Below are 14,707 nucleotides of genomic sequence, written 5' to 3'. Positions count from 1 at the left end.
TTTGTGCTGTTTTGCTGACCCATCAGAGCGCAAATTCAACGCGTTTCCACTGGGGACCGAAACCCTCGGGTTCATGGGTGATCACCACCACGGCCCGTTTTCCAGCGCTCTGGTCCAGAGCTTTGAGGGTTCGGGCTGCGGTGCGCGCATCGAGGTGGGCGGTGGGTTCATCCAGCAGCAGAAACGGGGAAGGGCGCAGCAAAGCCCTCAAAAGTTGCAGGCGGGCTTTTTCGCCCCCAGAGAGGTTGCGTCCTCCCTCTCCCAGCAGGGTTTCAGGGGCAAGGTCTTCTGGTAAATCCAGTTGCTGGACCAGCCGTTCATCAAACCCCCCGAGGTTTTCCTGTAAAGAGGCGTCCAGCAGGTAAGGCTCTTGCGGTGCCCATGCAAACAGTTCGCCTCTGGAGGTGTTTCCAGAAAGGTCTTGCCCGTCCAGTGTGGCTTCTCTGGCTTCCAGAGGTCGGAACCCCAGCAGTTTTTCAAAGAGGGTGCTTTTTCCCGCTCCACTCGGGCCAGTGATCAGGATGCGGTCGCCGGGTTTCACAGTCACCTGTGCTCCAGAGGGCAAAACAAAGGCAAGGGTTTCACCTGTGGGTGCCGTTTGAAGCTGTTCAGGAGCAGGCTCTGGCAACCGGATCAAAGTCACTTTCACCTGCTCGGTGACACTGTTCAGGAAAGCCACCTGCACATCACTGGCAGCCACCAGACCCAACCAGAGGCCTGCCATCCACACCTCTGGCACCTGCGAGAGGGCAATCTGCCACAGCAAAAAGGCCAGCGTGCCTCCCAGTGCCAGTTCACGGACCACCAGAGCGGTGGTTTGCACCCGCTTGATCTGCACTTCCAGCATGCGGATCTGGGCATCAAGGGTTTCGGTTTGCTGTTCCAGAGGCAAATTCAGAAAGCGAAGTTCGATTTTGTGGGCCAGCTGCAAGCGGTGCTGCTGGCTTCTCTGGTGCCTGAGGGTTTGCAGGCTCTGGGCCAGAGGAAACAGATTTCTTCTGATCCAGAAGGGCAAAACCACCAGCATCAAAAAGGCCACACCAGACCAGAGCAAGGCACCCTGAGTGCCCACAATCAAAAACAGCCCAACCCCACCGAGCACCGTCACCGTCCAGACCACCACCGCAGGCAGGGTGACGGTCAGAAAGCGGTTTTGCAGGATTTCGGTGTCGCGCCGGATGCTTTCCAGTTGATCGTGCCGTTCTTTGCCCAGCAAACGGTAGGTGGAGTTCACCAGAAAAGACCGCATCACCTGCAAACGGGTGGTTTCGATGCGCTGCAAGGTGACTTCATGGGACATCAACCGTTCTGCATAACGCAACGCTGCCCGCCCAATCCCGAAAAACCGCACGGTGGTTACGATGGGCATCAACAGCAAAATCGTCTCGGGGCGTTCCCACGCTCTGGAGAGCAGGTATCCGCTGGAGGTCATCAGACCCACCCCTAAAAGGGCCATCAGGACACTGCTCATGACCGCCAGAATCACATTACCCATGGATGGCCTCCTTTTGCAGCGCTTTCCCGAGATCAAGTTGTACAGCACCTTTGAACGATAACCCTTTGCGGTGGGTGATCAGCACGGTGGTTTTGCCCTGCATCAGGCTCTGGATGACGGGCTTCAGGTGTTGCTCGGTGGTCAGGTCCAGATGGGCGGTCGGTTCATCCAGAACCAGCAAGGTGGCAGGCTTCAGGAAAGCCCTTGCCAGAGCCAGCCTTGCCCGTTCCCCTGCCGAGAGGTTCAAGGCCCCTTCGCTGAGGGTCAGGTCAAGGCCACCCCGTTGCTGCAAGGCATCCCACAAGCGGGCTTTTTGCAGGGCGTCTGTCAGTTCAAGGTCGGTGGCCTTTTCCCATGCAGCTTTCAGGTTGTCCCGAACCGTGCCAGAGATGAACACTGGATGCTGGGACAGGTAAATCACCTGTTTTCTCAGGTGCTCTGGGTGGATGTCCTCAATGGGGCAACCGTTCAGGCGCACTTCTCCAGCCTGAGGGGTCCTGAGGCCCAGCAGGACCCCGACCAGCGTGGTTTTCCCTGATCCACTCGGGCCAGAGAGGTTTAAAATCCCGCCTGAAGGCACGGAAAAACCCACATGGTCCAGCAGGGTTCCACTGCCCACATCCACACGGAGGTCCTTGACCTGAATTTCAGGGGCTGTTTGCAGCACATCCTGACGCCCAGACTTTTCAGGGACAGCTTTTTGCAAGGCAAGCACTTCTGGCAGAACGGCTTTTGCTTCCATGAAAGCGTGGTGTTCGCTGCCCAGATTGCGCAGGCCCATGAAAAACTCTGGGGTGAGCAGCAGCACGTACAGGGCCGGGAAGTAAGCCATCTCGTCCTGAAAGACCCGGATGCCAATGGCCACCGCCACCATCGCTGTGCCCAGAGTGGCCCCGAGTTCCAGCACAAATCCTGAAAGGAAAGCCACCCGCAGCACCTTCATGGTGCGTTCGCGCAAGGTGGCGTTGGTGCTCTGGAGTTCCTGAAGGTGTTTTTGTTGCCATCCGTAAGCCCGGATGATCGGCAGGTTGGCCATGGTCCGCACAAAGTGGGTGCTCAGGCGGCTCAGGCTGCGGAATTGTTGCTGCTGGTAATTCTGCGCTGCGTACCCGATCAAGACCATGAACACCACCACCAGAGGCCCCATGACCGCCAGAACCACCCCGGAAAGCCAGTCGTGGTACACCATCATCCCCAGAGTCATGACGGCCAGAATCGGACTGCCCACCGCAGCGGGCAGGAAACGCTCGTGGAACTTCATGACCTGTTCGATGCCCTCATCCAGCACGCTGAGGGTTTTTCCAAGGGTCTCTTCCTGAGCACCGTCCAGATTTTGCTGTTTCAAACCCTGAAAAAGTTCCTGTCGCCACTGTATTTTGATGCTCTGGGCCATGCGGAACACCAGAAAGTCCCTCAGGTGCAAGAGGGCACCACGAACCGCCCAGAACACCCCGATCAGCACCAGAGCCCCAACTTCAAAAGGCTTCTGGTTGAGGAGGTCCGTCAACACCCGTGCAGCGCAGAACCACAGGGCCAACGTCAACAGGCCATGCAGTCCAGCGAAAAAGGCACTGGTCAGGGCAAGCCGTCTGGTGCCTGCACGGGTGAGGAAACCGTTCACTTCAGTAGCCCCCCTCAAGCGTTTGCGGGGTGACCCTCTGGCGGAACACCCAGTAGGTGTAGGCCTGATACCCGAGGACGATGGGCAGCAAAGTCACGGCCACGATGCTCATCACTTGCAGGGTGTAAGGGCTGCTGGAACTGTTTCGAATGGTCAGGTGGTACTCGGCCCCGAGGCTGCTGGGCATCACGTTTGGAAAGAGGCCCTCAAAGGCAACCACCGTGGCAAACAGGATCATCAGGCCACCCGAGATGAAAGCCAGCCCATCGTTTTTGATTTTCAGGGCAATCGGAATGATCAGGAAGCTGAGGATCGCCAGCAAAGGCAGGGTTCCGGGCACCAGACCCATCCCATCAAACAGGTTGGTCTGGCTGCGTCCCAGCCATGCGAAGACCGCCAGCAGGATTCCCGCAGGGAGCCAGAAGTTTTCAGCGGCTTTGTGGGCTTTCAGGCGCACGTTGTCGGTGGTGCGCAAAGTCAGGAACAGTGCCCCGTGCAAAATGAACACCACCACCGCCACCAGCCCCCCGAGCAGGGCGTAAGGATGGAAAATCACATCCAGACCGCCCACCATGTTCTTGCTGGCATCAATCGGCAGGCCACGCACAATGTTGGTGATGATCAATCCCCACATGAAGGCAGGCAGGAAGGACCCCACGAAAATCAGCAGGTCACACAGGTTCTTGCGGCTCTGGCGGTGCACTTTGCCTCTAAACTCGATCCCAGCAATCCGCACAATCAAGCCAATCAGGATCAGGAACATCGGCAGGTAAAAGCCGCTGAACAGGGTGGCGTACCACTCGGGGAAGGCCGCGAACATGGCTCCGGCTGCCGTGATGATCCACACCTCGTTGGCGTCCCAGAAAGGACCCATTGAATTCAGGATCACCCGTTTCTCGGTGTCGTTGCGTCCCAGAATGGGCAGCAGCATCCCCACCCCGAAATCAAAGCCTTCCAGAAAGAAATACCCGATGAACAGCACGGCAATCAGCACAAACCACAGGGCTTGCAGGTCCATCATTTCACCTCTCCAAGGCGGCGACCCCCCGAGACAGGTGGGGTGGGAGACTCGGGCTCGGCTTCGGTGTCTGTGGGAACATTCAGAGCGTAACGGCGAATCAGGATGAAATTCACCACAGCCAGAATGGCGTACAGCACAGTGAACCCGATCATGCTGATCCACACATAAGTGGTGGTGATGTTGGGGGAGACCCCCTCGGCGGTTTTCAGCAGGCCATACACCACCCACGGTTGACGGCCCATCTCGGTGACAATCCAGCCTGCACTGTTGGCGATGTAAGGTCCGAACAGCAAGACCAGAGCACTGCCCAGCAACAGGCGGTTGGTGGTCAGGGTGCCCCTCCACCACGACCACAGGCCCCACAAGCTCAGCAGAATGAACGCCATGCCCAGACCCACCATGATGCGGAAAGCCCAGTACAGGATCGCCACAGGAGGGACGTAATTTCCGGGGCCGTATTTGGCCTCTAGGGTTTTTTGCAGTTCTTCGATGCCGCGCACTTCGCCGGTGGTGTTGTTGTGGGCCAGCACGCTGAGCAGGATCGGCAGTTTGATTTCACGCAGGGATTCCCCTTTCTCCTGATCGATGATGGCAAACAGGGAGAAAGAAGCCGGTTCTTCGGTTTTCCACAGGGCCTCCATGGCAGCGAGCTTCATGGGCTGGTTTGCCGCCACATGCTGGGCTTGCTTGTGTCCGGTGGTGGCCGCCATGATCGAGAACACCGCACTGAAAATCAAAGCCACCTGAAAGGACTTCTGGAACAGCTCGGGGCGGTTTTTGCGCAGCAGGTGGTAGGCACTGATGCCCAGCACGAAAAATCCGCCGGTGATGTATCCGCCGACCAAGGTGTGGGGGACCTGACTCTGGACCTGCTCGCTCATCACGATGGCGAAGATGTCTGAGAGCATGGGCTTGCCGTTTTGCATGGTGTATCCGACCGGCATCTGCATCCATGCGTTGGCCACCAGAATCCAGATGGCAGAGAAAGTGGACCCCAGAGCCACCATCCAGATGCTCAGGAGGTGGATGGGTTTGGGCAGGCGGTTCCAGCCAAAGAGCCAGAGGCCCAGAAAGGTGGATTCCAGAAAGAAAGCCATCAGGGCTTCGATGGCCAGAGGCACCCCGAAGATGTCTCCCACAAAGCGGGAGTATTCGCTCCAGTTCATGCCGAACTGGAATTCTTGCACGATGCCTGTCGCCACCCCGAGCGCGAAATTGATCACGAACAGTTTGCCGAAAAACTTGGTGAGGGTCTTGTATTCGGTGTTGCCGGTCCGGTAGTAGATGGTGTGCAAAATCGCCACCATGAACGAGAGTCCAAGGGTGAGCGGCACAAACAGGAAGTGATACAGGGTGGTCACTCCAAATTGCCATCGGGAGAGCAGCAGTTCATCCATGCCTTCATTTAAAAGCCAGAGGGTTTCTTTTCGTAGGGTCTTGTGTCCCAATGGTAACATGGGCAGTAATTTGTTGGTAATTTGTGGGGAAGGTGAGGTATCTATATGGTCCGAGGCAGGACATTTGTCCTAAGAAGGTTTTTGACACTGGCTCATCAAATATAAGATAGTGTATTTCATTTGAAAATTCGGCATCTGCTTTTTATTGCAAGGGGTTCGAATTCTATTTCGAAGTTTCGGTTCAGATCGGATGTGTTGAATTAAAGAAGGTTCAAGATTGACGGTGAAAAATACAGTTGGACTACCTGAGCGCCTGACAGAAAAGATGAGAAGACGTCCCCAGGCTCAGTACCCGACAGTTTTGTTAGACGGTAGAAAAGCCAGACTGGTACAGTAAATCTGCGATGAATTACTCCCGGTCTGGCAGAAACCAGTATACCCTAACCCGCTTCCTCAGGGAACACTTTCCCTACCGCAAAAACCAGCTCGACACCTTCAGTCACATGCTGCAAGCCACGCTAGAGGGTAAACATGTCGTCCAGCAAAGCATCGCTGACCGCTTGCCAGGAGAGGCCCAAAACACCTCCAAGTTAAGACGGGTCGAACGCTTTTTTTCCACCCATCCCCTCAGCCAGCAACACACCGCATCCTACTTGCTGGACAGCCTGCCACACAATAAAAAGCTCACCCTTATTCTCGACCGTACGAATTGGGACCTCGGTCAAACACCGCTGAACATCCTGATGTTGGCCGTGCTTCATCCCTCCACGAGCACCGCCTTACCATTGTGCTGGACGCAACTAGACCACGGTGGTAACAGCAACACCGAAGCCCGAGTGAATCTACTGGAAACCCTGTTGCAGATTCTGCCGGTAGAGCGTATTGGCATGTTGCTGGCAGACCGGGAATTTGTCGGTGAGGACTGGCTGACTTTCCTGCTGGATCGAGGTGTCCCTTTTACCATCCGAATTCGAGAAAACATGTACCTGGACGACCTTCAAGCCAAACTCTGGTTTGAAAACCTGAAACCGGGTGAAGTGGGCGAGGTGGTCCATGCAGTGCGTCTCGGAGGTCTTGCGGTGTGGGTTCAGGCTACCCTGAGTGAAGAAGGTGAAAAAGTCATCGTCATTTCTAACGTGTCAGATGGTCTTTTACTCGAACCCTATTCGGAGAGATTCTGCATCGAATGTCTTTTCAAAAACTTAAAATCGCTAGGTTTTCGGCTGGAGAATACTCACATGACCGATCCTCGCCACCTGGAACGCCTGGTCTGCCTGCTCTCGGTGGTGTTCGTGTGGGCGGTGAAACTGGGCAAACAGGTCATCATTCCCAAAAAGAAGCATGGTCGACTAGCCCGCAGCGTCTTTCGGGTGGGAATTTCGATGATGCTGGAGTTATTTAAGAAACCGCTACATGCTTTGCTGGACGGCCTTCAGTCTTTGTTCCCCAAACTTGTCGGGTACTGAGCTGCTGGACAATGAAAACAGGGTCATTGCTGTAAAATGCTTTTGTGTCTTCAATCCAGTTTTAAAACACATTGGGAGGCTGTTTTGCATGGAAGTTAAAGACTTGACCTTGTTGTTTTACCTGCCTCTGGTGGTTTCAGGCTTGCTCTCCATGAAGCCAAACCGTCGGCTTGCATTGGTTTTTGTTGGGGTGACCCTTGTCTTGATGGGTTTTGGATGGGTTTGGATGTGAAAGGTCTACGTCTTCTTCCAAGTGTAGGTGTTGTGGCATTTTTGTTGTTCAAAGGGCTGACCGGATTGTACCTTTTGCCTTATGTGCTGGGTCTGCTGTTGCTGATTGCTCTGGAGTGGAAGCAGACCAGATGGTCTCTGGTGCTCTGGTCACTGGGTTTGCTGGGCTTTGTGGTTGCAGCATGGTTTCAAATGGCTGTCCTTCGCACAGCATTGATGTGATCAAGGCGTTGATTCTGCCCAGAGGCCACCTTGCAGCCCACCCAGAAGAAGGTGTGACAGGGCGTCCAATTTTGATCGGGTCAAAACAGACCAATGCGGGAAAAATTGCGGTCTCATACGGTGTGTTCTTTTAGGCTGAACCCTGAAGGAGGAACCCATGGCCACACAAGATGCACACCACATCAGCAACCCCACGGTGCAGGAGTTCAAAAACCTGATCCGTTACCGCTTGCAAGAAAACATCATGGACCGCGGAGAATTTGGGGTGGAGGAAACCCTTGATGAGGTGACCCAGCTTTTCAGTACATTTTTCCGCAAGTTCAAAGAGCGCCTCGGGGAACATGAAGTGGAAGACCTTGCTGCCGAAGTGCTTGCAGAAATGAAAAGGGAAACCCATCAGATGACTTGAAGGTCAAAATCAAAGAGAAGAGGAGCATTGCTCCTCTTTCTTTTTGAGGCACACCAGAGCTTGTGCAGTTGTGATCAAACAGCGTTTTTCCAAAGCAAAAAGGTTCATGATCAGGAGAAGGTGCAGTGTTTGATGGGGCAAGTCAGGTTTCTGACAGGGCCTATGGGGTTGAATGACATTGCAGCCAAACCGAACGATCATTTTCCACGCTCTGGAGGAGGAGCCACATGAACCTCAAAACGCTGGGCATTCTGGCCTGTCTGGGCCTGTGCAGTGTCGCTTACGCCGAAAACCGCGCCCTTTTGGTGGGCCTTGCCGAATACAAAGATCCCAAAGCCAACCTGAGGGGACCAGAGACCGACATCTCCCTGATGAAAGAGGTGATCGGACAACTGGGCTTCAAACCCGAGCAAACCCGCACCTTGCTCAACCAGCAAGCCACACGGGCCAACATTCTGGCCCAGATGCGTTCATGGCTGACCGAAGGGGTGGGGCCACAAGACCGGGTGATTTTTTACTACACCGGGCACGGAGCGCAGGTCAAAGATCGCAGTGGGGATGAATCTGACGGCTGCGATGAAAGCATCGTTCCTTATGACCTGAATGTGATTCTGGACGATGAAATCCAGAGCATCTTGCAGCAAATCAAGGCCAGAGAGGTGCTGGTGATGTTCGACAGTTGCTTCTCGGGCACCGTCACCAAGAGCCTGTTTGGCAATGAAGACGATGTGGAGGCCGATTCCAAATTCTGGGACAAGGCCAGCACCGGATGCGGCATTGCCAGCAACAAGGAATACAGCTTGGACGATGGGGCTCTGGACAGCATCAAAGACACCCCCTCCCAGAATTACATTGAATTCAGTGCTGCAGCAGAAAATCAGGTGGCTCTGGGTGCCCTGCGAAACGGTGAAGGGAGCGCCTTCACACAGGCGGTTTACAACGGATTGTCCACCCTGCCCAAACCCATCAGCTTTGAGAAACTGCGCGATTATGCCGTGGACTGGATCAAACAAAGGGCCAAGAACCGTGCACACACCCCGCAACTCTCTGGACCCCAGAAGTGGTTGAACACGGATTTTTATGCTTTTGGCCGTGCAGATGACCCTGCTCCTGTGGCTTCTGCTCCACCTGTGCAGCCCATCACCTCTTCCAGCGACCTGTTCACCCAACTGGTCCGCAAAACCCAATTCAAAGTGGAGGCCGAACCCAGCCAGCCTTCATACCGTCTGGGCGAAAAAATTTCCTTCAAGGTGCGCAGCAGCAAAGCCGGTTACCTGAACATCATCGAACTGGACCCTCAGGGGAACATGGTGGTGGTTTTCCCCAACAAGTACAACGACAAGAATCAGGTGCGGGCCGGAGAAGTGGTGACCCTGCCCGGCCAGAGGTACGGCAATTTTGACTTGCAGGCCATTGAGCCCATCGGCAAAAGCCGGGTGCTGGCTCTGGTCACCAGTGAACCCCTGAACCTTTTGAATGCGAACATTGGATCTCTGGCAGGCATCTTCAAGGTGATGGCCCCAGAGGATGCCCCGGCCATGACCACCGCTGTGACCCGTGCGATTGGCATTTTTGGGCCTGCACCAACCAGCGCACCCACCACGACCCCAACACCTGACACCACCCCACAGCCAACGACGGCACCTGCAACCCCACAGAATTACTACGGGGCTGCTGAACTGACCCTCGAAACCACCCGTTAAAACGTTTTGATGCCCACAGGCGATTTTGCTCTTGCAGATCGCCTGTTTTGATGTTGTGCACAAAAGTGTGGAAACCATGATGAATCCATGGTTCAACCCTGAAGCCAGAGCTGAACATTTGCAATGATTTTTTCACCTTTTGGGACAGCGTGGCTCTTAACATGAACCTCAACATTGTTTTCTCTGGAGATGAAATTGTGCCACAGCACCAGACCATGACCCCCGAACAGCGCATTGACAAATTGTTCAGTTTCTCTGTGCTCGACACCCTTGATGAAGCGGTGTTCACCCGCATGGCCGAGGACCTCTCGGTGTTCCTGAACGTGCGAGGGGTTTTGATCAGTTTCATGAACGCCCAGAAAGAATGGGTGCGGGTCTGCTCCCACCTTCCAGAAGGGGATTCAAAGGCTCTGGTGGTGCTCTGCGATTACATCGTGCAGGCGGGACAACCGGTGGTGGTGAACGATGTGCAGCAAACCCAGAGGTACATGATGCCTCTCCCCAACGACCTTCAAGATGTACGTTCCTTTCTGGGGATGCCCCTCAGTACACCGGGTGGACATCGGCTTGGAGCGATTCTGGCCGTGTGCACCGAACCCCGTGCGTTCACGGCGCGGGACATCGACATCATCCAGCGCTTTTCGGACCGGGTGCTCAGCGAACTCGAACAGCGTTTGCTGCGAGCAGAATTTGAGCAGATCAACGAAGACCTGCAAACCATCATGATGAACTCCCCGAGCGGCTACGTGCTGCTGGATGCACAGGAACAGATCATCGGGTTGAACCCAGCAGCAGAACGCATTACGGGGGTGCTCTGGCAACAGGGGGAAGATTTCAATTACAAAGCCCTGAAAAAAGATCCAGCGGTGTCCAGCAGTCGGGAGAGTCCGGTTTATTCGCGCTGGGTCGGGCAGGGCTGGTTTCAGGTGACCCGCATCTCCATGCCCCGCAAAGACCGCACCTTGCTGGTCTTCGAAGACATCACCGACCATGTGGAGCACCAGATTTACCTGCAGGACATTGCCTTCAAAGACCACGTGACCGCCACCGAGAACCGCCACGCCTTTTATGCCTATTTAAGAAGCCGTTTCCGCTCTGGACCGTTTGCGGTGGCTTTTCTGGACCTCGACCACTTCAAGCAGGTCAATGACACTTACGGGCATCAAGCTGGAGATGAAGTCCTCAAAGAAGTGGCCCAGAGGATCAAAACTGCAGTGCGTTCACAGGACCGGGTGTACCGTCTGGCCGGAGATGAATTCACCGTCATTCTGGGCGGAGATGTCTCCGATGAAACCTTGCAGGACATCTCAAGGCGCATTTTGAAGGTCATGCAGGCCCCGTTTCAGTTGGATGTGCATCAGTTGCATGTCGGGGTCAGCATTGGCATCACCCGTTCCATCTCTGGCGAGGGTGTGGATGACCTGCTCAAACGGGCAGACCGCCTGATGTATGAAGTGAAGCAGGGTGGGAAGTTCAATTTCCGTCTGGGCTGAGGCCCACAACCCTCCTTGTTGTTTTCCAGAGCACCCTTTTGACTGAAATCTGTCAGGGCGTGGGTGCCCACAAAAACTTCCAAGGCAGGTTCACATCCCTGCTGATGACGGACACCTTCAAGGTGGTCCACTTTCCTTTATAGGATGTGATCAGACAGTAGAGTTGTGTATTGAACCTCTTGCCACTCCAGCTGTTGTACTCATAGAGGATCCAGTCTGCTTCTTTCTGAGGTCCTTCGTTTAAGCGCCGATTGATTTCCCCGTCTGCCACACCAGTATCCAATGATCCAAGTCGTTCGGTGATGTCCTGCCGTGTGATGGTGCACTTCTTTCTGAGGCGTGTGATCAGGTTCTGGTGGCCATGAGGTGCAGGAAAAGTATGGTCGGTTACCATCTGTAGCATATGATTGTTGGGAGTAAAGGTGAGCGCAGTGGTGACCTCCCAGCCTGAAAGCTTCCCCTGGAATGCCGTCTGTTTTGCCCCAGGCACAAACGCCGCGATATTCACGGGTACGACCTTCAAGCCCAGGCTTTGGAGTTGCTGGGTGGCCTGCTGTGTACTGGCACTCCAGGGCACCCCCAGTTGTGTTATGGGTTGGGGTGCGCTGCACCCCAGCAACAGCAAAGGGAAAACCCAGAAGGTGTGGGTCCGCAATTTGAATAAATGTTTGTGGATATCCATCATTATATCTCCAATGTACGGTGGAATTCAGGAGTATAGGAGTATGAGGTCTGAAGTGGCCGTCGCTTTCCAGAGTCTACAACAGTAGTCTCTGGATTGTAATTACAGTAAGTGAAAGATGATCCTCTCAGACACCCAGAACACCAATGTGGAGGATGGGTTGCAATAGATGGGAAAACCGCAGAATCAATGGCTTTTGTTTGCTCAATAGGCATCAGAATCCAGAATTTGCAGTAGAAATTGTCATACACAAGTTTATCAAAGAAAAAGGGTCTTTTTCTTTGGAACGAGACAAACGATGGGTTCCATTTATGACAACCCACAATGGGTTTCTTCCTGACCCGAAAGCACCAAGTCAACCGCTTTGATCGGCTGGGTGAGGATGGTCCTGTGGCAATGAGGCGCTTCACGCAGTGAAATTTCAGCACGGCAGGACTCTGCCAACCCATGACCTGAGCACAATGGCTTACTTCTGGGTTGCCTGTGGCTTAGTTGCATTGGTATATAGTTGCATCATCCAACAATATGCTATAACAATCAAATGCAGGAGATTGCCGTCCCACAGATTTTTGAATTCCTCAAGACCCACAACGAACTCGGGTATGCCATGGGCAACCGCATGTCTGAACGGTTGGAGCAGGAACACAACCTGCAACTCAAAGACCTGATCATCGCCAGAGAGATCCACATGGGGGCCAAATACCCCAGTGAAATCGCCCAGAAACTGCGCATGCCCCGAGACATGGTCAGCCGCAGCATCGAAAGGCTGGTGCAAATCGGCAGCATCAGCCGTGAAATTGACCCACAAGATTCCCGCCGCACCATCCTGAGCATCAACCCCGGCGGAGAAGAACGCCGCAAGCAGGTGCAGCAAACCCTCGCCACAGCCATGCAACCGGTGGTCGAATCCCTCAATCCAGAGGAGCTTTTCACTTTGACTTCATTGATGCGCAAGATGCTGGAAGCCATGTACCAGCAGGAAGGCAATAAGGAGAAACCATGTCCCACACGATGAACCCCCTCACCATCACCCCCAGAGAGCGGAATTTGATTCTGGGTTCCATCATGGTGGTCATGCTGCTTGGTGCGCTGGACCAGACAATTGTGTCCACCGCCATGCCCAAGATCATTGAGCAGTTGCAAGGCCTTGAGCTGTATTCGTGGGTGACCACCGCTTACATGCTCACCAGCACCGTGATGGTGCCGATTTACGGCAAACTTTCCGACCTGTATGGTCGCAAACCGATCATGATCATTGGTGTGATCATCTTTTTGGTGGGTTCCATGCTGTGCGGTCTGGCCGGAGAATTTGGCAGCCTGCCCCTCCTCGGGGATGGCATGACCCAACTGGTGATTTTCCGGGCCATTCAGGGTCTGGGGGGCGCAGCCCTGTTCACCGTGGCATTTGCCGTCATTGCTGACATCGTGCCCATCGAAGAAAGGGGCAAAATTCAGGGCCTGTTCGGAGCAGTGTTTGGTCTGTCCAGTGTGGTCGGACCTTTGATCGGTGGTTTCCTGACCGACCACGGCACCATGAACATCCTCAACCACGAGGTGGCCGGATGGAGATGGGTGTTCTACGTGAACCTGCCTGTCGGACTGGTCAGCCTGTACATGCTGTTCACCCACATGCCCCTCTTGAAAATGAGTCTGGAGAAAAAACCCAGAATCGATTACCTCGGGGCTGCCTTGATCGTCACCACTTTCGTGCCCCTCCTGCTGGCCCTCACTTGGGGTGGTCACGCTTACGCATGGGATTCCGCCCGGATTATGGGCCTGTTCGGGGTTGCTCTGGTGTCTCTGGTGCTCTTCATCATCACCGAGGCCAGAGTCAAAGAGCCGATTCTCCACCTCTCCCTGTTCAAAAATCCGGTGTTCACAGCCAGCAACCTCACTTCCATCGTGATCAACATGGCCTTCATGGGTGCCCTGATGTTCCTGCCCCTGTTCATGCAGCAAGTTCTGGGGATTTCCGCCACCAACAGCGGAACCAGCATGCTGCCCCTCATGATGGGCATGATTGTCTCCTCGATCATCTCGGGGAACCTGATTTCCCGCTTCAAGCAGTACAAGCCTGTTCTGATTGGGGGCACCCTGATCATGGTGCTGGGCATTTACCTGATGACCACCGTCACCTCCCACAGCACCCAATTTGACATGGTCTGGCGCATGGTGATTCTGGGCCTTGGATTGGGACCTGCCCAGAGTGTGTTCACCATCGCTGTGCAGAACGCCGTGAAACCCACCGAAATTGGGGTGGCCACCTCTGCAAGCCAGTTCTTCCGCCAGATTGGGGGCACCATTGGGGTGGCAATCTTCGGCACAGTGTTGACCAACACCCTCACCACCGAACTGCCCAAGCACGTTCCCCAGATGCCCGCCCAGCAAGGCCAGAGCTTCAACTTCTCGGAAGGTGGAATGGGACTCGGAGGGGCTCTGGATGTCACCCCCAAAATCAAAGCCGCATTTGCTGAGCAGTACAACACCATCCAAAAAGCCTTCGATGGCGACAAAGCCGCCCAGCAAACCGTTCTGGCCAACCCCCAGACCCCCCAGCAACTCAAAGTGCTGATTCAGGCCGGAAGCCTCACCCCTCCAGCCATGAAAGAACAGGCTCTGGCCCGCATCAAAACCAGTCTGGATGAGCAGGCCACCAAACTGGCCACCGAATTGAACGCAGGCATCAAAGAAGGCTTCGCCCAGAGCATCATCCACCTGTTCCGTGTGGGCCTCTGGATCTCCCTGCTCGCCCTGCTCCTGACATTCTTTGTTCCCCAGATCCCCCTGAAAAACCGCGAAACCAACATCCGCACCGTTGCTGCAGATTGAGTTTGCTGACCAAAAACCCCAGAGCATGGACTCTGGGGTTTTTCTGATTTCAAAGTAGGGGTTTTCCCGGTGGGCAAGCCCAACATTTGATGCATCCATGGGTGCTAGAATTGGGAACAATTCCCTGCTGTCTCTGGT

13 protein-coding genes are annotated in these 14,707 nt (G+C 54.6%); 8 read left to right on the top strand and 5 right to left on the bottom strand.

All coding sequences use genetic code 11. The features are described from left to right. Positions 1–22: 22 nt before the first annotated feature. The 4 genes from Q371_RS09780 to Q371_RS09765 are packed head-to-tail and all read right to left on the bottom strand — an operon-like array spanning position 23 to position 5,534. Entirely contained in the window at positions 23–1,495 is a 1,473-nt protein-coding gene (locus tag Q371_RS09780) for an ATP-binding cassette domain-containing protein (RefSeq protein WP_034339518.1), read from the bottom strand. Further along, positions 1,488–3,116 carry a thiol reductant ABC exporter subunit CydD gene (cydD, locus tag Q371_RS09775; protein WP_034339516.1) on the bottom strand — a complete coding sequence of 543 codons (1,629 nt, stop codon included), beginning with the start codon at positions 3,114–3,116 and terminating at the stop codon, positions 1,488–1,490. The genes Q371_RS09780 and cydD overlap by 8 nt, the downstream gene beginning before the upstream one ends. A 1-nt stretch (position 3,117) precedes the next feature. Further along, positions 3,118–4,137, bottom strand: a complete 1,020-nt coding sequence (cydB, locus tag Q371_RS09770) for a cytochrome d ubiquinol oxidase subunit II (protein WP_211253827.1) — start codon at positions 4,135–4,137, stop codon at positions 3,118–3,120. Beyond that, a complete protein-coding gene (locus Q371_RS09765; protein ID WP_034339511.1) occupies positions 4,134–5,534 on the bottom strand; it encodes a cytochrome ubiquinol oxidase subunit I in 1,401 nt (466 codons plus the stop codon). The genes cydB and Q371_RS09765 overlap by 4 nt, the downstream gene beginning before the upstream one ends. 404 nt (positions 5,535–5,938) lie before the next feature. Here Q371_RS09765 and Q371_RS09760 point away from each other — a divergent pair, with 404 nt between their 5' ends. From Q371_RS09760 to Q371_RS09740, 6 genes are all read left to right on the top strand, one after another. After that, on the top strand, positions 5,939–7,000 hold the full coding sequence (locus tag Q371_RS09760; protein ID WP_051963971.1) for an IS4 family transposase: 1,062 nt from the start codon (positions 5,939–5,941) through the stop codon (positions 6,998–7,000). Between the two features lie 88 nt (positions 7,001–7,088). Beyond that, entirely contained in the window at positions 7,089–7,232 is a 144-nt protein-coding gene (locus Q371_RS27530; RefSeq protein WP_169743823.1) for a hypothetical protein, read from the top strand. A 32-nt stretch (positions 7,233–7,264) separates the two neighbouring features. Next, positions 7,265–7,453, top strand: coding sequence for a hypothetical protein (locus Q371_RS09755; protein WP_034339508.1), 189 nt, complete (start codon positions 7,265–7,267; stop codon positions 7,451–7,453). 157 nt (positions 7,454–7,610) lie between these two features. Further along, positions 7,611–7,862, top strand: coding sequence for a hypothetical protein (locus tag Q371_RS09750; RefSeq protein ID WP_034339505.1), 252 nt, complete (start codon positions 7,611–7,613; stop codon positions 7,860–7,862). Positions 7,863–8,089: 227 nt separating this feature from the next. After that, the gene (locus Q371_RS09745) at positions 8,090–9,565 is read left to right on the top strand and encodes a caspase family protein (protein WP_034339501.1); all 1,476 of its coding nucleotides are present in this window, start codon (positions 8,090–8,092) and stop codon (positions 9,563–9,565) included. 161 nt (positions 9,566–9,726) lie between these two features. Next, positions 9,727–11,058, top strand: coding sequence for a sensor domain-containing protein (locus Q371_RS09740; protein WP_034339498.1), 1,332 nt, complete (start codon positions 9,727–9,729; stop codon positions 11,056–11,058). A gap of 52 nt (positions 11,059–11,110) precedes the next feature. On the opposite strand, the gene Q371_RS09735 is transcribed toward Q371_RS09740, so the two are convergent. Beyond that, positions 11,111–11,743, bottom strand: a complete 633-nt coding sequence (locus Q371_RS09735) for a hypothetical protein (RefSeq protein ID WP_034339495.1) — start codon at positions 11,741–11,743, stop codon at positions 11,111–11,113. A 538-nt stretch (positions 11,744–12,281) separates the two neighbouring features. Between Q371_RS09735 and Q371_RS25575 the strand changes: the two genes are divergently transcribed. After that, a complete protein-coding gene (locus tag Q371_RS25575) occupies positions 12,282–12,755 on the top strand; it encodes a MarR family winged helix-turn-helix transcriptional regulator (RefSeq protein WP_051963968.1) in 474 nt (157 codons plus the stop codon). Further along, on the top strand, positions 12,740–14,569 hold the full coding sequence (locus Q371_RS09725) for an MDR family MFS transporter (protein ID WP_051963965.1): 1,830 nt from the start codon (positions 12,740–12,742) through the stop codon (positions 14,567–14,569). Before Q371_RS25575 ends, Q371_RS09725 begins: the two co-directional genes overlap by 16 nt. The last annotated feature ends 138 nt before the right edge of the window (positions 14,570–14,707 follow it).

The organism is Deinococcus misasensis DSM 22328, assembly GCF_000745915.1.
Taxonomy (GTDB): domain Bacteria; phylum Deinococcota; class Deinococci; order Deinococcales; family Deinococcaceae; genus Deinococcus_C; species Deinococcus_C misasensis.
The sequence above is the reverse complement of the archived record's forward strand: the minus strand, read 5'-3'. Positions and strand labels throughout refer to the sequence as shown.

Bases quoted from the DNA above. Each gene is read 5' to 3' on its own strand.
- Q371_RS09725 (WP_051963965.1), top strand. From the start codon at position 12,740: ATGTCCCACACGATGAACCCCCTCACCATCACCCCCAGAGAGCGGAAT.
- Q371_RS27530 (WP_169743823.1), top strand. From the start codon at position 7,089: ATGGAAGTTAAAGACTTGACCTTGTTGTTTTACCTGCCTCTGGTGGTT.
- Q371_RS09760 (WP_051963971.1), top strand. From the start codon at position 5,939: ATGAATTACTCCCGGTCTGGCAGAAACCAGTATACCCTAACCCGCTTC.
- Q371_RS25575 (WP_051963968.1), top strand. From the start codon at position 12,282: ATGCAGGAGATTGCCGTCCCACAGATTTTTGAATTCCTCAAGACCCAC.
- cydB (WP_211253827.1), bottom strand. From the start codon at position 4,137: ATGATGGACCTGCAAGCCCTGTGGTTTGTGCTGATTGCCGTGCTGTTC.
- Q371_RS09780 (WP_034339518.1), bottom strand. From the start codon at position 1,495: ATGGGTAATGTGATTCTGGCGGTCATGAGCAGTGTCCTGATGGCCCTT.
- Q371_RS09750 (WP_034339505.1), top strand. From the start codon at position 7,611: ATGGCCACACAAGATGCACACCACATCAGCAACCCCACGGTGCAGGAG.
- Q371_RS09765 (WP_034339511.1), bottom strand. From the start codon at position 5,534: ATGGATGAACTGCTGCTCTCCCGATGGCAATTTGGAGTGACCACCCTG.
- Q371_RS09735 (WP_034339495.1), bottom strand. From the start codon at position 11,743: ATGATGGATATCCACAAACATTTATTCAAATTGCGGACCCACACCTTC.
- Q371_RS09745 (WP_034339501.1), top strand. From the start codon at position 8,090: ATGAACCTCAAAACGCTGGGCATTCTGGCCTGTCTGGGCCTGTGCAGT.
- Q371_RS09740 (WP_034339498.1), top strand. From the start codon at position 9,727: ATGAACCTCAACATTGTTTTCTCTGGAGATGAAATTGTGCCACAGCAC.